At 72.7% G+C, this 16696-nt stretch carries 15 protein-coding genes and 1 tRNA gene; 5 read left to right on the top strand and 11 right to left on the bottom strand.

Annotated features, from left to right (window positions below; genetic code table 11):
- Window positions 1-80: 80 nt before the first annotated feature.
- Window positions 81-2879: a phosphoenolpyruvate carboxylase gene (gene ppc, locus ACIQF6_RS10880; RefSeq protein ID WP_400892831.1), complete on the top strand. Its 2799-nt coding sequence runs from the start codon at window positions 81-83 to the stop codon at window positions 2877-2879.
- 96 nt (window positions 2880-2975) lie between these two features.
- Here the strand turns inward: ppc and ACIQF6_RS10875 are convergent, their stop codons facing one another.
- The 6 genes from ACIQF6_RS10875 to ACIQF6_RS10850 all read right to left on the bottom strand — a co-directional run bounded on the left by ACIQF6_RS10875 (window position 2976) and on the right by ACIQF6_RS10850 (window position 7677).
- Complete coding sequence (locus ACIQF6_RS10875; protein ID WP_400892829.1) at window positions 2976-3224, bottom strand: hypothetical protein; 249 nt, start codon at window positions 3222-3224, stop codon at window positions 2976-2978.
- 143 nt (window positions 3225-3367) lie between these two features.
- Complete coding sequence (gene pth, locus ACIQF6_RS10870; protein WP_400892826.1) at window positions 3368-3943, bottom strand: aminoacyl-tRNA hydrolase; 576 nt, start codon at window positions 3941-3943, stop codon at window positions 3368-3370.
- Window positions 3944-4060: 117 nt separating this feature from the next.
- Entirely contained in the window at window positions 4061-4666 is a 606-nt protein-coding gene (locus ACIQF6_RS10865) for a 50S ribosomal protein L25/general stress protein Ctc (RefSeq protein WP_400892824.1), read from the bottom strand.
- Between the two features lie 267 nt (window positions 4667-4933).
- On the bottom strand, window positions 4934-5914 hold the full coding sequence (locus tag ACIQF6_RS10860) for a ribose-phosphate diphosphokinase (protein WP_400892822.1): 981 nt from the start codon (window positions 5912-5914) through the stop codon (window positions 4934-4936).
- A 155-nt stretch (window positions 5915-6069) separates the two neighbouring features.
- Window positions 6070-7515 carry a bifunctional UDP-N-acetylglucosamine diphosphorylase/glucosamine-1-phosphate N-acetyltransferase GlmU gene (gene glmU / locus ACIQF6_RS10855; protein ID WP_400892819.1) on the bottom strand — a complete coding sequence of 482 codons (1446 nt, stop codon included), beginning with the start codon at window positions 7513-7515 and terminating at the stop codon, window positions 6070-6072.
- A gap of 91 nt (window positions 7516-7606) precedes the next feature.
- Window positions 7607-7677, bottom strand: a tRNA-Gln gene (locus ACIQF6_RS10850).
- A gap of 241 nt (window positions 7678-7918) precedes the next feature.
- On the opposite strand from ACIQF6_RS10850, the gene ACIQF6_RS10845 reads away from it, so the two are divergent.
- Genes ACIQF6_RS10845 through ACIQF6_RS10835 form a run of 3 tightly spaced genes read left to right on the top strand, consistent with a single transcriptional unit; the run spans window position 7919 to window position 10508 of the window.
- Window positions 7919-8881 (top strand): acyl-CoA desaturase, encoded by a 963-nt coding sequence (locus tag ACIQF6_RS10845; RefSeq protein ID WP_400892817.1) that lies wholly within the window; start codon window positions 7919-7921, stop codon window positions 8879-8881.
- A gap of 26 nt (window positions 8882-8907) precedes the next feature.
- Window positions 8908-9600, top strand: coding sequence for a TetR family transcriptional regulator (locus tag ACIQF6_RS10840; RefSeq protein WP_400892814.1), 693 nt, complete (start codon window positions 8908-8910; stop codon window positions 9598-9600).
- Window positions 9601-9656: 56 nt separating this feature from the next.
- Window positions 9657-10508 carry a DMT family transporter gene (locus ACIQF6_RS10835; protein ID WP_400892811.1) on the top strand — a complete coding sequence of 284 codons (852 nt, stop codon included), beginning with the start codon at window positions 9657-9659 and terminating at the stop codon, window positions 10506-10508.
- 28 nt (window positions 10509-10536) lie between these two features.
- Here the strand turns inward: ACIQF6_RS10835 and ACIQF6_RS10830 are convergent, their stop codons facing one another.
- Window positions 10537-11331 (bottom strand): methyltransferase domain-containing protein, encoded by a 795-nt coding sequence (locus ACIQF6_RS10830; protein WP_400892809.1) that lies wholly within the window; start codon window positions 11329-11331, stop codon window positions 10537-10539.
- Window positions 11332-11448: 117 nt separating this feature from the next.
- Between ACIQF6_RS10830 and ACIQF6_RS10825 the strand changes: the two genes are divergently transcribed.
- Window positions 11449-11943: a MarR family winged helix-turn-helix transcriptional regulator gene (locus ACIQF6_RS10825; RefSeq protein WP_400892806.1), complete on the top strand. Its 495-nt coding sequence runs from the start codon at window positions 11449-11451 to the stop codon at window positions 11941-11943.
- A 203-nt stretch (window positions 11944-12146) separates the two neighbouring features.
- Here the strand turns inward: ACIQF6_RS10825 and ACIQF6_RS10820 are convergent, their stop codons facing one another.
- The 4 genes from ACIQF6_RS10820 to ACIQF6_RS10805 all read right to left on the bottom strand — a co-directional run bounded on the left by ACIQF6_RS10820 (window position 12147) and on the right by ACIQF6_RS10805 (window position 16596).
- Window positions 12147-13682: a polysaccharide biosynthesis protein gene (locus ACIQF6_RS10820; RefSeq protein ID WP_400892804.1), complete on the bottom strand. Its 1536-nt coding sequence runs from the start codon at window positions 13680-13682 to the stop codon at window positions 12147-12149.
- A gap of 56 nt (window positions 13683-13738) precedes the next feature.
- A complete protein-coding gene (locus ACIQF6_RS10815) occupies window positions 13739-14647 on the bottom strand; it encodes a LuxR C-terminal-related transcriptional regulator (protein ID WP_400892801.1) in 909 nt (302 codons plus the stop codon).
- Between the two features lie 142 nt (window positions 14648-14789).
- Window positions 14790-15749 carry a UDP-glucose 4-epimerase GalE gene (galE, locus tag ACIQF6_RS10810; RefSeq protein ID WP_400892799.1) on the bottom strand — a complete coding sequence of 320 codons (960 nt, stop codon included), beginning with the start codon at window positions 15747-15749 and terminating at the stop codon, window positions 14790-14792.
- A 187-nt stretch (window positions 15750-15936) separates the two neighbouring features.
- Window positions 15937-16596: a LuxR C-terminal-related transcriptional regulator gene (locus ACIQF6_RS10805; protein WP_400892796.1), complete on the bottom strand. Its 660-nt coding sequence runs from the start codon at window positions 16594-16596 to the stop codon at window positions 15937-15939.
- Window positions 16597-16696: the final 100 nt, after the last annotated feature.

The following is a 16696-nucleotide window of genomic DNA, read 5'->3' as shown; positions in this document are numbered from 1 at the left end:
GCGCGGTCCGCACCCGTCACCCGTACTGCGGTGATGCCAGAGCCGTTGCCGAACACCCCCACCACCACAGGGAGCCAGCCGTGACCGCTCCGATCCACGCTTCGGCGGACAACCCATCCCAGAGCACCGACCCGGCGGACAATGCCGCGCTGCGTGCGGACATCCGCCGCCTCGGCGATCTGCTCGGAGAGACTCTGGTGCGTCAGGAGGGCCCGGAACTGCTGGGCCTGGTCGAACAGGTGCGCCTGCTGAGCCGGACCGACGGCGAGGCGACGGCCCAGTTGCTGGCGTCGATCGACCTGGACACCGCCGCGAAGCTGGTGCGCGCGTTCTCGACGTACTTCCACCTCGCGAACGTCACCGAACAGGTGCACCGCGGCCGGGAGTTCGCGTCCCGCCGGGCCCGGGAGGGCTCGGTGCTGGCGCAGACCGTCGACCAGTTGACGGAGGCGGACCCGAAGCACCTGTCGGACACGCTGGCGAACCTCGCGGTGCGTCCGGTGTTCACCGCGCACCCGACCGAGGCGGCCCGCCGCAGCGTGCTGAACAAGCTGCGCCGGATCGGCGAGCTGCTGGAGCGGATCCACCGCGAGCAGGCGGCGACCGGCCAGGTGGACTCGGCCCGGCAGACGTCGGCGCGCCGGCAGGCGGACCGCCGGCTGGCCGAGGTGATCGACCTGCTGTGGCAGACCGACGAGCTGCGGATCGCCCGCCCGGAGCCGACCGACGAGGCCCGCAACGCCGTCTACTACCTGGACGAGCTGTACCGCGAGGCGGTGCCGGCGGTGCTGGAGGAGCTGCACGAGGAGCTCGCCCGGGTCGGCCTGACCCTGCCGGAGGGCGTGCGTCCGCTGACCTTCGGCACCTGGATCGGCGGCGACCGCGACGGCAACCCGAACGTCACCCCGCAGGTCACCTGGGACGTGCTCAATCTGCAGCACGAGTACGGCATCAAGGACGCGCTGGCGGCGATCGACGACCTGCGGGCGTCGCTGTCCACCTCGGTGCGGCTGGCGGGCGCGTCGGAGGAGCTGCTGGCCTCGCTGGAGGCCGACCTGACGCACCTTCCGGAGCTGAGCCCGCGCTACAAGCGGATGAACGCCGAGGAGCCGTACCGGCTGAAGGCCACCTGCATCCGGATCAAGCTGGAGAACACCCGCGACCGGCTGGCCGCCGGCACCCCGCACGTGCTCGGCCGCGACTACGTCGGCACCCGGGACCTGATCGCCGACCTGAAGCTGATCCAGGACTCGCTGCGCGCCCACCGCGGCGGCCTGATCGCCGACGGCCGCCTCGCCCGGGCGATCCGCACCATCGAGGCGTTCGGCCTTCAGCTGGCCACCATGGACGTCCGCGAGCACGCCGAGGCGCACCACCACGCGCTGGGCCAGCTGTTCGACCGGCTCGGCGAGGAGGCCTGGCGCTACACCGACATGCCGCGCGAGTACCGCCAGCGCCTGCTGTCGAAGGAGATGCGCTCGCGCCGCCCGCTGGCCCCGACCCCGGCGCCGCTGGACCCGGCGGGCGCGAAGACGCTGGGCGTGTTCAGCACCATCCGGCAGGGCTTCGAGCGGTTCGGCGACGAGATCGTCGAGTCGTACATCATCTCGATGTGCCAGGGCGCGGACGACGTGTTCGCGGCCGTGGTGCTGGCCCGCGAGGCGGGCCTGATCGACCTGCACGCGGGCATCGCCAAGATCGGCATCGTGCCGCTGCTGGAGACCACCGACGAACTCCAGCAGGCCGACCGGATCCTGGAGGAGATGCTCGCCGACCCGTCGTACCGGCTGCTGGTGTCGCTGCGCGGCGACATCCAGGAGGTCATGCTCGGCTACTCGGACTCGTCGAAGTTCGGCGGCATCACCACCTCGCAGTGGGAGATCCACCGCGCCCAGCGCCGGCTGCGCGACGTCGCGCACCGGTACGGGATCCGGCTGCGGCTGTTCCACGGCCGCGGCGGCACCGTGGGCCGCGGCGGCGGTCCCTCGCACGAGGCGATCCTCGCCCAGCCGTGGGGCACCCTGGAGGGCGAGATCAAGGTCACCGAGCAGGGCGAGGTGATCTCCGACAAGTACCTGCTGCCGTCGCTGGCCCGGGAGAACCTGGAGCTGACCCTCTCCGCCACGCTGGCCGCGTCCGCGCTGCACACCGCCCCGCGCCAGGCCCCGGAGGAGCTGGCCCGCTGGGACGCCGCGATGGACCAGGTCTCGGAGGCCGCGCACACCGCGTACCGCGGGCTGGTGGAGCAGGACGACCTGCCGAAGTACTTCTTCGCGTCCACCCCGGTCGACCAGCTGGCCTCGCTGCACCTGGGCTCCCGCCCGTCCCGCCGCCCCGACAGCGGCGCCGGCCTGGACGGCCTGCGGGCCATCCCGTGGGTGTTCGGCTGGACCCAGTCCCGGCAGATCGTCCCCGGCTGGTACGGCGTCGGCTCCGGCCTGGCGGCGGCCCGTGCGGCGGGCCTGTCGGACGTGCTCGACGAGATGTACGGGAACTGGCACTTCTTCCGCAACTTCCTGTCCAACGTCGCCATGACGCTGGCCAAGACCGACCTGCGGATCGCCCGCCACTACGTCGAGCAGCTGGTGCCGGGCGAGCTGCGGCACGTGTTCGACCAGATCGTCGCCGAGCACGACCTGACGATGCGTGAGGTGCTGCGGCTGACCGGCGAGTCGGAGCTGCTGGAGCACAACGAGGTCCTGAAGCAGACGTTCACCGTCCGCGACGCCTACCTCGACCCGATCTCCTACCTGCAGGTGGCGCTGCTGCGCCGCCAGCGCGAGGAGGTCGCGCTCGGCCGCCCCGAGGACCCGCTGCGGGCCCGCGCCCTGCTGCTGACCGTCAACGGCATCGCGGCCGGCCTGCGCAACACCGGCTGACCCGCCCGAAGACACCACGAGGTCCGCTCCGCGCGGGGGACATCCCCCGCGGGGCGGACCTCGTCCGTATTCTGCTTCGCAGGGCCCGGGAGGGCTTCAGGCCTTCTTGCGCTTGCGCAGCCAGGTCGCCGCACCGCCGGCCACCACCACCAGGCCGCCGCCGACGGCGTACACGCCGGCCGAGCCGACGGAGCCGGTGGGCGGGGCGAGCTTGGCCGCGGCCGGCTCGGGCGTGACGGAGCTGACGGGTTCGGCGGCCAGCACGGGCGAGGCGGCCCATCCTCCGGCGGCCAGGCACAGCACGGTGCCGCCGACGACCTTGCCCACGCGCTTCGAGCGGATCACGCTCCATACCCCCAGTGACAGCACTTCAATCCTTGTGGATCGGGACCGACGCTATCCGATTCCACGCGGGTTCTGACCACCAGTCAGCTTCCACGGGGCAAGCGTTGTATGAATGTTGTGTACGGAGGGTGGCCGAAGGCCGGTCAGGAGTTGTAGTTCTGCTGGGCCCGTTCCAGACCGTCCGCGAGCAGTGCCTCGACGGCGTCCGCGGAGCGGTCGACGAACCAGTCGAGGTCCTTGCGCTCGGTGGACGAGAAGTCCTTGAGCACGAAGTCCGCGACCTCCATCCGGCCGGGCGGGCGGCCGATGCCGCAGCGCACCCGGTGGTAGTCGGGGCCGAGCGACTTGGTGATCGACTTCAGGCCGTTGTGGCCGTTGTCGCCGCCGCCGAGCTTGATCCGCAACGCCGCGTAGTCGAGGTCGAGCTCGTCGTGGACGGCGACGATCGCCGACGCGGGCACCTTGTAGAAGTCGCGCAGCGCGGTGACCGGACCGCCCGAGAGGTTCATGAAGGTCATCGGCTTGGCCAGGATGGCCCGCTTGCCGGAGAGGCGTCCCTCGGCGACCTGGGCGCGGCTCTTGTGCGCCTTGAACTTGGCGCCCATCCGCCCGGCCAGCAGGTCGACCACCATGAAGCCGATGTTGTGCCGGTTGCGGGCGTAGCCGTCGCCGGGGTTGCCGAGGCCCACCACCAGCCAGGGGCCGTCGTACTCGCTCATGCCGCTCCTCACGCGGGTGTCGTTGCGTCGTCCATCATCCCGGACATGCCGCTGCCCCGGCTGCCCGCCGGAAGGGCGGGAGCGGCCGGGGCAGCGGTTCTGCGAAGGCTTCGAGGATCAGGCCTCGACAGCGGCCTCTTCGCCCTCGACGGCCTCGGCGGCCTCTTCCTCGGTGGCCTCCGGGGCCTGGGCGCCGATGACCTGGAGCACGACGGCGTCGGCCTCGACGGCCAGGGTGACGCCGGCCGGCAGGGCGATGTCACCGGCGGTGATGGAGGCGCCGGCCTCCAGGCCCTCGACGGAGACGGTGACCGACTCGGGCAGGTGGGTGGCCTCGGCCTCGATCGGGAGGGAGTTCAGCACGTTCTCGATCAGGTTGCCGCCGGGGGCCAGCTCGCCCTCGGTGTGGACCGGGATCTCGACGGTGACCTTCTCGCCGCGCTTGACCAGCAGCAGGTCGACGTGCTCGATGGTGCGCTTGATGGCCTCGCGCTGGACGGCCTTCGGCAGCACGTACTCGTCCTTGCCGTCGATCGGCAGGACCAGCAGGGCGTTCGGGGTCTTCAGGGCCATCATCAGGTCGTGGCCGGGCAGGTTCAGGTGAACCGGGGCGTGGCCGTGGCCGTAGACGACACCGGGGACGAAGCCGGCGCGGCGGGCGCGACGGGCGGCACCCTTGCCGAACTCGGTGCGGGACTCAGCGGCGATGCGGATCTCGGACACGACTGCACTCCTCGGAAATGCGAAGGGGTGCAGGAACGACAGAACCGCCGGGCCACACCCTCAGTACGTTTGGGGGGACACTCGGCGGTTCGATCAAAGCGCATCGTTCTCGCGCGTCGATCACGGAGCACCAAAATTGGGCATCCCTCGCCGAGCAGTCTCCCCAGACTAACCGGGCGGTGGCGCGGACGTGAAATCGGCCCCCGGTTCCAGGGCGGAACCGGGGACCGATCAAGGGTCTGACGAGGGGTCAGCGCCCCTGTTGGATCAGTGCACGCCCTCGAACAGGCTGGTGACCGAGCCGTCCTCGAACACCTCGCGCACCGCGGCGGCGATCGACGGGGCGATCGACAGCGTGGTGATCTTGTCCAGCTGGAGCTCGGCCGGGGTCGGCAGGGTGTTGGTGAACACGAACTCGCTGACCCGGGAGTTCTTCAGGCGGTCCGCGGCGGGGCCGGAGAGCACGCCGTGGGTGGCGGCCACGATGACGTCGGCGGCGCCGGCGTCGAACAGCGCGTCGGCGGCGGCGCAGATGGTGCCCGCGGTGTCGATCATGTCGTCGACCAGGACGCAGGTGCGGCCGCGCACGTCACCGACGACCTCGGCGGACAGGATGGTGTTGGCCTGCGTCATGTCGCGGCGCTTGTGGATGATCGCCAGCGGGGCGTCCAGGCGGTCGCACCACTGGTCGGCGACCTTCACGCGGCCGGCGTCCGGCGAGACGATGGTCAGCTTGGACCGGTCGGCGACCCGGTCGCCCACGTAGTCGGCCAGCATCGGCAGCGCGAACAGGTGGTCCACCGGGCCGTTGAAGAAGCCCTGGATCTGCGCGGTGTGCAGGTCCACGGCCATCAGGCGGTCGGCGCCGGCCTGGCGCAGCAGGTCGGCGATCAGGCGGGCCGAGATGGGCTCGCGGCCGAGGTGCTTCTTGTCCTGGCGGGCGTAGCCGTAGAACGGGAGGATCGCGGTAATGCTGCGGGCCGACGCGCGCTTCAGCGCGTCGATCATGATCAGCTGCTCCATGATCCACTGGTTGATCGGAGCCGTGTGGCTCTGGATCACGAAGCAGTCGGCGCCGCGCGCGGAGTCCAGGAAGCGGACGTAGATCTCGCCGTTGGCGAAGTCCAGGGCCTTGGTCGGGACGAGTTCGGTGCCCAGCGAGCGGGCAACCTCCTCGGCAAGTTCCGGGTGGGCTCGACCGGAGAAGAGTTTGAGCTTCTTCTCGCCGGAGGTCGTGATCCCGCTCACTGCACCGTCTCCTCGTGTTATTGCCACTCAGGGTGAGTACGCCGAGGCACGGCCCAGCAGGCCCAGTGGCGCACGTATGTACTTCAGGTTACGCGCCCAGGACCGCTGCCGACGGCCGGGGACCTCCGTTCCAAGATCCCCGGCCGCCGGTCCGGCTACTCCGCGGCGGACGCCTCGGCGGCCGCGCGGGCGGACGCCGAACCCGGCCGCTTCCGCTCAACCCAGCCTGCGATGTTGCGCTGCTGGGCCCGCGCGACGGCCAGCGAACCGGCCGGAACGTCGTTGGCGATCACGGATCCGGCGGCGGTGTAGGCGCCGTCACCGACCGTCACCGGGGCGATGAACATGTTGTCGGAACCCGTGCGGCAGTGGGCCCCGATGACCGTGCGGTGCTTGTTCACGCCGTCGTAGTTCACTGTGACCGACGCCGCACCGACGTTGCTGCCCTCACCGATCGTGGCGTCCCCGATGTACGACAGGTGGGGCACCTTGGCACCCTCGCCGAGCTCGGAGTTCTTGATCTCCACGTAGGTGCCGGCCTTCGCCTTCCGGGCCAGCACGGTGCCCGGCCGCAGGTACGCGTACGGGCCGACCGAGGCCTCCGGTCCGATCTCGGCGCGGTCCGCCGTGGTGTTGCTCACACGGGCGCCCGCGCCGACCGAGGTGGCGGTCAGCGTGGTGTGCGGGCCGACCTCGCAGCCCTCGCCCAGGTGGGTCGCGCCGTGCAGCTGGGTGCCGGGGTGCACCAGCGCGTCCGGCTCGTAGGTGACCTGGACGTCCATCCAGGTGGAGGCCGGGTCGACCACCGTCACGCCGGCCCGCATGGCCCGCTCCAGCACCCGGTCGTTGAGCAGCCGGCGGGCCTCGGCCAGCTGCACCCGGTCGTTGATGCCGACGATCTCCCGGTGGTCGGCGGCCACCACGGCGCCCACCCGGTGGCCCTCCCGGCGGAGGATCTCCAGGGTGTCGGTCAGGTACTCCTCGCCCTGCGAGTTGTCGGTGCCGACCAGCGACAGGGCGTGCGCCAGCAGCTTGGCGTCGAACGCGAACACCCCGGAGTTGATCTCGGAGATGGCCAGCTGCGCGGGGGTCGCGTCCTTGTGCTCGACGATCGCGGCGACCGCGCCGTCCGCCTCGCGCAGGATCCGGCCGTAGCCGGTGGCGTCCGGGACGAGCGCGGTCAGCACGGTGACGCCGTTGCCCTGCTCGGCGTGCGCGGCGGCCAGCGCGGACAGCGTGCCGCCGGTCAGCAGCGGGGCGTCGCCGGTGGTGACCAGCACGGTGCCGTCCAGCTCCACGCCGTCGGCGGCCAGCGCCTGCAGGGCGGTGCGCACCGCGTGGCCGGTGCCGAGCTGCTCGGTCTGCACGACCGGACGGGCCGCCGGGTAGTGCTCGGCGAGGTGCGCCTGCACCAGCTCGCGCAGGTGGCCGATCACCACGACCAGCTGACCGGGCGTCAACTCCTGGGCGGCGGTGACCGCGTGGCCCACCAGCGAGCGGCCGCAGATCTCGTGCAGCACCTTCGGCAGGGCCTTGGACTTCATCCGCGTACCGCCCCCGGCGGCGAGCACGATCACGGCAGCGGACTGGTTTGCACTCACGCGGGAAGACTCCTCGGTCGATGCGGGGTGAGGGTGCACCGAGAATACCGAGACGAGATGGACGGGCTGCGACCGAAACGGTCGCCAGGGGCTCCGCCGCTAGGATTCGAACCCAGACAAAGGCCTCCAAAGGGCCCTGTGCTGCCATTACACCACGGCGGAAAAGCGCGGTTGCCGCGCCCAGCACAGCCTACGGGTTGACGGCCCGTAGCTCCACCACCTTCCGCGAAGCATGCGAACGACGCTCCGGCTCCCGGCCGTCGTCCGGCCCGGATCCGGCGGATGAACACCGCGACACGTCCGCACGCAAGCCTTCCGCCTTCCCCGGTCCGGTACCTACGATGCCGTAGGTTACGGAAACGTAGGTATCCGCTGGCACCACCCTCCTCCCCCGGGACGCGCCATGACCATCCAGGCCGGGCAGGCGCCGCCGAGCGCCGCCGAGGACCATCTCCCCCAGCTCTCCGCCACCAGGGGCGGCGAGAAACAGGGCCCACTGGAACGCATCACCCTCGCCCTGTTCATCGCGGTCCCGTTCCTCGCCCTGCTGGCCGCCGTCCCGCTGGCCTGGGGCCGGGGCCTGTCCTGGCTGGACGCCGGCCTCGCCGTCGCCATGTACTTCCTCACCTGCCACGGCATCACCATCGGCTACCACCGCTACTTCACCCACAGCGCGTTCAAGGCCAACCGGCCGCTGCGGCTGGCGCTCGCCGTGCTCGGCTCGTTCGCCGTCGAGGGCCCGCTGGTGCGCTGGGTCGCCGACCACCGCCGGCACCACCGGTTCTCCGACAAGGACGGCGACCCGCACTCCCCGTGGCGCTACGGCGAGAGCCTGCCCGCGCTGATCAAGGGCCTGTGGTGGGCGCACATGGGCTGGATGTTCGACGAGGAGCAGACCCCGCAGCTCAAGTACGCGCCGGACCTGGTCCGCGACCCGGCCATAAGGCGGATCTCCCGGCTGTTCTGGCTCTGGACGACGCTGTCGCTGGCGCTGCCCGCGGTGATCGGCGGCCTGGCCACCTGGAGCTGGCAGGGCGCGCTGTCCGCCTTCTTCTGGGGCTCGCTGGTCCGGGTCGCACTGCTGCACCACGTCACCTGGTCGGTCAACTCGATCTGCCACGCCGTCGGTTCGCGCCCCTTCCGGTCCCGCGACAGGTCCGGCAACGTGTGGTGGCTGGCCGTGCTGTCCTGCGGCGAGTCCTGGCACAACCTGCACCACGCCGACCCGACCTCGGCCCGGCACGGCGTGCTGCGCGGCCAGGTCGACTCCTCGGCGCGGGTCATCCGCTGGTTCGAGAAGGCGGGCTGGGCCACCGACGTCCGCTGGCCGGGTGCGGAGCGGATCGCCGCCCGCCGCGCCGCATGAGGCAGCGCCTACAGCATGATGGGGGGGTGAACGGGACCAACGGAGACAGCGCCGGCCATCAGCAGCCTTCTCAGCGCGGCGGGGCCGGCGGCAGGAGGAGCGGCGGCCGGGTGCGGATGACCGGCAAGCAGCGCCGCGAGCAGCTGCTGGAGATCGGCCGGGCGGTCTTCGCCGAACGCGGCTACGACGGCACCTCGGTGGAGGAGATCGCCGAGCGCGCCGGGGTCTCCAAGCCGGTCGTCTACGAGCACTTCGGCGGCAAGGAGGGCCTGTACGCGGTGGTCGTCGACCGCGAGATGCAGCTCCTGCTGGACATGGTCACCGGCGCGCTCACCGGCGGGCACTCCCGGGAGCTGCTGGAGCAGGCCGCGTTCGCGCTGATGGACTACATCGACACCTCCACCGACGGCTTCAAGATCCTGGTCCGGGACTCGCCGGTGGCCCAGTCCACCGGCTCGTTCGCCTCGCTGATCAGTGACATCGCCACCCAGGTCGAGGACATCCTCGGCCTGGAGTTCAAGTCCCGGGGCTTCGACGCCAGGCTGGCGCCGATGTACTCGCAGATGCTGGTCGGCATGGTGGCGCTGACCGGCCAGTGGTGGCTGGAAGTGCGCAAGCCCGCCAAGGCGGAGGTCGCCGCCCACCTGGTCAACCTCGCCTGGCACGGCCTGGAAGGCCTGGAGCGGCACCCCAAGCTGGTCGGCGACCGCAAGAACTGACCGGCCCGACCCCGCCACCGGGGCCACCGGGCCGACACGCACGACAGGGGAACCCGTTGGCGGTCTTCCTGCTGGCCCTCGGCGCGGCCTGCTGCCTCGGACTCGGCTTCGTCCTGCAGCAGCACGCCGCCCAGCGCGCGCCCAAGGGCGACATGCTCCGCTGGCGGCTGCTGCTCGACCTGATGCGGATGCCCGACTGGCTGCTCGGCATCGCCTTCATGATCGCCGGCCAGGTGCTCTCCGCACTGGCCCTCAGCCAGGGCGAGGTCACCCTGGTGGAGCCGCTGCTGGCCACCAACCTGGTCTGGGCGATGCTGCTGGCCCGCCGGATCACCGGCACCCGCCTCGGCCGCTCCGGCTGGATCGGCGTCGCGCTGATCGCCCTCGGCGTCACCGCGTTCATCGCCGCCGGCCGGCCCGAGGGCGGCGGCCCCGGGGTCGGCGCGCTGCGGCAGTGGCTGGTCATCGGCACCGTCACCGGCCTCGCCCTGGCGCTGGTCTCGACGGCCCGCCGCCTCCCGCTGTTCGAGGAGGCCACCCTGCTCGCGCTGGCCGCCGGTCTGCTCTACGGCCTTCAGGACGCCCTCACCCGCGCCACCTTCGACCTGATCGACGAGCACGGCGCCCACGCCGCGTTCGTCTCCTGGCAGCCGTACTGCGTGCTCGCCATCGGCGTGGTCGGCCTGCTCCTGGTGCAGTCCGCGTTCGAGGCCGCCCCGCTGCGGATGTCGCTGCCCGCCCTCACCGCCGCCCAGCCGCTGGCCGGCATCGCCTGCGCGGTCGGCTTCCTCGGCGACCGGGTCCGGGTCACCCCCGGCGCGCTGGCCTGGCAGAGCGCCGGGCTGGCCGCGATCGTGGTCGGCGTGGTGGTGCTCGGCCGCCACCCGGCGCTGCCCAGCGCCAAGTGACCTTCCGTCGACCGCCCCGTCTCCCCCGTCAGTTCTTCACGGCCACCGCGAAGACCCGGCGGAACGGGAACACCGTGCCGTACTCGGTCGCCGGGTACGCCTCGCGCAGCAGCGCCCCGTAGTCCGCCAGGAACGCCTGCTGCTCGACCGGGTCCGGCAGCCGCTCCAGCACCGGGCGCAGCGCGGTGCCCTTGACCCACTCCAGCACCGGATCCGGCCCCGGCAGCACCGTCAGGTAGGTGGTCTCCCAGACGTCGGCGGTGCAGCCCGCGGCGAGCAGCGCCTCCAGGTAGCGGGCCGGGGCGTGGCAGGAGGCGTCCGGGCGGACGGTGCCCAGCCGCTCGCGCCAGCGGGCGCCGTGCCGCAGTTCGGCGAGCAGGGTGTGGCTGGGCGCGGCGAAGTTGCCGGGCAGCTGGAAGGCGATCACCCCGCCGGGGCGCAGGGCCGCCGCCCACCGCGGCAGCAGGGTGAGGTGGTCGGCGGTCGGGGTGTCCATCCAGTGCAGGGCGGCGTTGGACGCGATCAGGTCGGGCCGCTCCGGGGCCGGGTCGTACCCGGCGACGTCCTGCTGCCGGTACTCGGCGGTGGGCTCGCCGGTGGTGCGGGCGGTCTCCAGCAGGGCGGGCGAGGTGTCCAGGCCGAGCAGTCGGGCGTCCGGCCAGCGGCGGCGCAGCACGGCGGTGGAGTTGCCGGGGCCGCAGCCGAGGTCCAGCACGGTGGGGCGCTGCGGGAGTTCGGGGACCCGGGCGAGCAGTTCGTTCAGCGGCCGGATGCGCTCCTCGGCGTAGCGCAGGTACTGGCGGGCGTCCCAGTCGGCGGACATGGCGGACCTCCAGAGGTATCTCGACGTCAAGATATCTTTCGAAGGCCGAGCGTTCCTTTGTTATCTCTTGATGTCAAGAGACTTCACATCGACACAACCCCCGATACACTGATCGTCATGGAGGACGAGGTCGACCGCCTGGTCGCAGCATGGCGCCGTGAGCGCCCCGACCTCGACGTGGAACCCCTTGAGGTCCTCAGTCGGGTGAGCCGACTCGCCCGCCACCTGGACCGCGCCCGCCGCACCGCCTTCGCCGAGCACGGCCTCGAACCCTGGGAGTTCGACGTCCTCACCGCGCTGCGCCGGGCCGGCGACCCCTACCAGCTCTCCCCCGGCCAGCTCCTCACCCAGACCCTGGTCACCTCCGGCACCATGACCAACCGGATCGACCGCCTCACCACCAAGGGCCTGGTCGTCCGCCTCCCCGACCCCGACGACCGCCGCGGCGTCCTGGTCCGCCTCACCGACGCCGGCCGCGACAGGGCCGACCAGGCCCTGGCCGGCCTGCTCGCCCACGAACGCGAGATCCTTGCGCAGCTGGCGCCCACCCAGCGCGGCGAACTCGCTTCGCTGCTGCGGCAGTTGGTCATCCCCTTCGACCGCGCAGGCTAAGACTTCCGCTGGGGTTTTTCAGGGGCTCGGGGAACGGCGAGGCCGGGTCTGCGGTTGGTCGAACCCTGAGATGCGGTCATGCTGCTTCGGGTGTCCTGAGGTACCGGGAGACCGGAAACGCCCGCCCGCCCAGTGCCCCCATCCGCCCAGTGCCCCCATGACCGTCCGCCACGAACCCTCGCCGTTCCCCGGGCCCCTGGTGGTCAGAACCCGTCCGGATAAAGGCTGGCGAGGGCCGGAGGCCGTGTCGGGGCGCTCCGGTAGCCGGGCAGCAGTGCCGTCAAGCAGTCGCGGACCGTCGCGTCCGCGTTGCCGCTCGCGGCGGCGTAGAGCGTCGTGAGGCCGCCGGCGAGGTCCGCGGTGACCTGGCCCGCCACTGTCGCGTAGATGCGCGGGTGGGCGGTGGGGAGTCGCTCCTCGGCGTCGGAGAACAGGGCCTCGTTGAGCTTCTCGCCGGCCCGTAGGCCGGTGTAGCGGATCTCGACCTCGTCCGGCCCCAGTTGGACCTGTTCGGCGAAGTTCTTCACCAGGTCCACGATGCGCACCGGCTCGCCCATGTCCAGGACGAACACCTCGCCGCCCTCGGCCATCCGCCCGGCCTCCAGGACCAGGCCGACGGCTTCCTCGATGGTCATGAAGAAGCGGGTGACGTCGGGGTGGGTGACCGTCACCGGCCCGCCGCTGCGCAGCTGTTCCTCCAGGACGGAGAGCAGCGAGCCGCGGGAGCCGAGCACGTTGCCGAAGCGGACGGCGGCGAACACTCCGGTGCCGAGGTTGCGGGCGTCCCGGGCGTTCGCCTGGACGATCAGCTCGGCGAGGCGCTTGCTGGCGCCGAGGACGGAGGTCGGGTCGGCGGCCTTGTCGGTGGAGATCAGGACGAAGCGTTCGACGCCGGTGGCGAGTGCGGCCTCCACCAGGTGGTCGGTGCCGAGGACGTTGGACTTGACCGCTTCGCTGGGGTGGCGCTCCAGCAGCGGCAGGTGCTTGTGCGCGGCGGCGTGGAAGACCACCTCGGGGCTCAGGTCGCGGAAGATCTGCTGGATCCGCGGGCGGTCCCGGATGTCGGCGATCACCAGGGACTCGTCGGTGAGCAGCGCCTCGCCCCAGATGTCGAGTTGGAGCCGGTGCAGGTTGGACTCGTCGTGGTCGAGCATGTAGAGCGCGGCCGGCCCGAACGCCTGGACCTGGCGGCAGAGTTCGCTGCCGATGGAGCCGCCCGCGCCGGTCACCAGGACCCGGCGGCCCTCGATGACGGTGCGTACGTCGGGTGAGACGACGTGCACCTCGTGGCGGCCGATCAGCCGGTTGACGTCCAGGGTGCGCAGATCGGAGCCGACGACTTCGCGGCGCAGCGCGGACAGGAAGGACGGCAGGTAGCGGACGGCCGCGCCGGCCGCCGCCGCCGCGGTGGCGAGTTCCCGGACCCGCTGGTGCGGCAGGCCGGGGATGGCGAGGACGACCACCTGGGCGCGGTGCGCGAGGGCCAGCGCGGTGAGGTCGGCGAGCGGGCCCAGGACGGGGCTGCCGGAGACGTTCCGGCCGGCCTTCGTGGGGTCGTCGTCCAGCACCCCGACGGGGGTGAGGCCGAACTCCGGGGTCCGGTCCAGGTCGCGGACCAGGGCCGTGCCGGCCGCGCCGGCCCCGACGACCAGGGTGCGCAGGCCGGACGAGTCGGCACGCTGCTCGGGGATGCGGGTGCGGGCTGCCTGCAGGCGTGCGGAAGTACGGTTCGGCGACATCTGACCTCCGGTCTCGCTGACGCACGGAGTGGAACCTGCTCGGAAGGCGGGGCCGGTCAGCCCGCGCCGGGGCCTGCGGTCGAGGCGACGGTCGGCGGTGGGGCGGGGGCGGGTACGGCGAGCGGGCCGGGCGGCTCCGAGGGGGCGATCCCGGCACGGCGGGCGACCGCGACCGCCGCGAGAGTGGAGTGCACTCCCAGCTTGCCCAGGACGTTCTGCATGTGGGTGCGGACGGTGTGCGGGGACAGGAAGAGCCGCTCGGCCACCGCCTGCCGGCCGAGGCCCGCCACCATGCAGCGCAGCACCTCCTCCTCGCGGGGGGTGAGCGCGGCGACCAGGCGTTCGCTCTCCGAGCGGTCCCGCCGGGCGGAGGTGAGTTCGCGGACCACGCCGGTCAGCAGGGCGGGCGGCAGGTGGGTCTCCTCGCGCAGCACGCCGCGGATCACGGCCATCAGCGCGCCGAGTGAACTCTCCCGCGCCACCCAGCCGTTGGCCCCGGCCTGCAGGGCCCGGACGGCCCGCTGCGGGTCGTCGGCGGCGGCCAGCATCACGGCCCGCAGCGCCGGGTGGGCCCGACAGGCCCGGCCGACCAGGGCGATCCCGTCGCCCGGCGGCCGGGCGGCGTCGGCGGGCGCCCGGGCGGCGTCGGCGGGCGGGCGCCCGACGGCGGCCTGTGGGCGCACCAACTGCCCCACCGCGGGCCGCTGTTGGGGCGTCGCAGGGGCCTGGCGGGGCTGCGGCAGGGCACCCCGGGCCGGTGGCGGCGGGGCGACGCCGAGATCGGCGTCGACCAGCACCACGTCGTAGGGGCGGCGTTCGGCCGCCGCCCGCTCCAGCGCGCGTTCGGCCGCGGCGGCGCTGCCGGCCGCCCCGACGTCCACATCGGGTTCGGCGGCGAGTGCCGTGGCGAGCGCCTCGGCGAAAATGCGGTGGCCGTCGACCACCAGGACGCGAATCCGTCCCATCGTCCTGCCCCCCTGCTCGTGGCCCGACCCCCACCGGTGCCTCACTCAGCGTACGGGCGGCCGCCGGTACGGCGTGGGGATTTGGTGAAGTTCCTGTACGCAGGGACTTCGGGGGTGGTGATCGGGCCGGGAGCGGGGCTGGTCAGGCGCGGTGGGCGAGGGTGAACTCCCAGGCGTCGGCGACGATCCGGTCGAGCTCGGGGCGCTTCGGCGTCCAGCCGAGGGCCTCCCGGGCCCGGTCCGCGGCGGCCACCAGCACCGCCGGGTCGCCCGGCCGGCGGTCGGCCATCTGCACCGGGATCTCCCGGCCGGTGACCCGCTTGACCGACTCGATCACCTCGCGCACCGAGAAGCCGGTGCCGTTACCGAGGTTGCAGATCAGGTGCTCGCCCGGCTTGGCCGCGCCCAGCGCCAGCAGGTGCGCCTCGGCCAGGTCGGCGATGTGGATGTAGTCGCGGATGCAGGTGCCGTCCGGGGTCGGGTAGTCCTCGCCGAACACCGCGATGTACGGACGCTGGCCCAGCGCCGCCTGGAACACCAGCGGGATCAGGTGCGACTCCGGCTCGTGGCGCTCGCCGTAACGGCCGTACGCCCCGGCCACGTTGAAGTACCGCAGGCTGACGGCGGCCAGGCCGTGGGCGATCGCCTCGGAGGTGATCAGGTGGTCCACGGCGAGCTTGGTGGCGCCGTAGGCGTTGGTCGGCGAGGTGCGCGCGGTCTCCTTGATCGGCACCTCCTCCGGCTCGCCGTAGGTGGCCGCGGTGGAGGAGAACACCAGCTTGCCGACGCCGGCCTTGCGCATCGCCGACACCAGCTCCAGCGAGCCGGCCACGTTGTTGCGCCAGTACTTCTCCGGGTCCGCCACCGACTCGCCGACCTGCGAGGACGCGGCGAAGTGCAGCACCCCGTCGAAGGACGCGTCGAGCACGTCGCCGGCGTCCTGGACCCGGCCGCGGACGAACTCCGCGCCGTCCGGCACGGCCTCCGCGAAACCGGTCGACAGGTCGTCCAGCACCGTCACCTGGTGCCCCGCCTCCAGCAGGTGCGCCGCCACCACGCTGCCCACGTAGCCGGCTCCGCCCGTGACCAGGTACTTGCTCATGCCCTCGACCTCCGCAACCACTCGGTGTTCTCGTCGGGAGCATATGGCACCTGGCGGCCCGCCCCGGCCAGCCGGCGACCGGCCCCGGGGGCGCCGACAGCGGCCGCGCCCCGCCCGACCCGCGGGTTCCCCCGCACCGCCGGCATCCCGCCGCCCGCCCGCGCGGCACGCCGAACGCCCGCCGTTCTCACGCCAGTTGATCCAGCAGACCGGTCCGGGCGGCCAGCGCCGCGGCCTCCAGCCGGGAGCGCGCGCCGAGCTTGGTCAGCACCCGCTGCACGTGGGTGCGCGCGGTGGACGGGGCGATCCGCATCGCGGCGGCGATCGCCGCGGTGTCCTCCCCGTCCGCGATCCGGGCCAGCACCTGCACCTCGCGGCGGGTCAGCAGCCGCAGCAGCCGCACCGCCTCGTCGTCGGGCTCGGCGACCGGCCACAGCAGGTGCTCGAACGCGGCGCGCAGGACCTCCACCGCGACGGCGGCCTCCCCCGCCCGGACCCGCGCGATCGCCCGGTCCACCACCTCGATCCGCTCGTCGCTGCGCACATAGCCCGCCGCGCCCGCGGCGAACGCCGCCGCCACCCGGCCCGGCGCACCCAACGGGCCCAGCACCACCACGGAGATCTCCGGGCGCTCCCGGCGTAACCGGCGCAGCACCTCGAACGGGTCGTCCGGCCCGGCGGCCGTCCCCAGCAGGCAGACCTCCGGACGGCGCCCGACCACCAGGTCCAGCACCGAGCCGCACGGCGAACCCACCCCCAGCACCCGGTGGCCGCGCTGCTGCAGGGCCGTGCCCAGTGCTTCGGCCATCAGCCGGTGATCGTCCGCGACCACGAGCCGCACGCTCATACCGTCCCTCCCCGGTCCGGCCGACAGACGCACCATCACAGCGCATCCGTGCGCGGGCCGCCAGGGGACGTACCGGGCCGACCCCGGGTTTGGTGAAGAG

The sequence above is a fragment of the Kitasatospora sp. NPDC092948 genome (assembly GCF_044754805.1).
In the GTDB taxonomy this organism is placed as follows: domain Bacteria; phylum Actinomycetota; class Actinomycetes; order Streptomycetales; family Streptomycetaceae; genus Kitasatospora.
The sequence above is the reverse complement of the archived record's forward strand: the minus strand, read 5'-3'. Positions and strand labels throughout refer to the sequence as shown.

Bases quoted from the DNA above. Each gene is read 5' to 3' on its own strand.
- pth (WP_400892826.1), bottom strand. From the start codon at position 3,943: ATGAGCGAGTACGACGGCCCCTGGCTGGTGGTGGGCCTCGGCAACCCC.
- ACIQF6_RS10845 (WP_400892817.1), top strand. From the start codon at position 7,919: ATGACCATCCAGGCCGGGCAGGCGCCGCCGAGCGCCGCCGAGGACCAT.
- ACIQF6_RS10830 (WP_400892809.1), bottom strand. From the start codon at position 11,331: ATGTCCGCCGACTGGGACGCCCGCCAGTACCTGCGCTACGCCGAGGAG.
- ACIQF6_RS10825 (WP_400892806.1), top strand. From the start codon at position 11,449: ATGGAGGACGAGGTCGACCGCCTGGTCGCAGCATGGCGCCGTGAGCGC.
- ACIQF6_RS10820 (WP_400892804.1), bottom strand. From the start codon at position 13,682: ATGTCGCCGAACCGTACTTCCGCACGCCTGCAGGCAGCCCGCACCCGC.
- ACIQF6_RS10815 (WP_400892801.1), bottom strand. From the start codon at position 14,647: ATGGGACGGATTCGCGTCCTGGTGGTCGACGGCCACCGCATTTTCGCC.
- galE (WP_400892799.1), bottom strand. From the start codon at position 15,749: ATGAGCAAGTACCTGGTCACGGGCGGAGCCGGCTACGTGGGCAGCGTG.
- ACIQF6_RS10805 (WP_400892796.1), bottom strand. From the start codon at position 16,596: ATGAGCGTGCGGCTCGTGGTCGCGGACGATCACCGGCTGATGGCCGAA.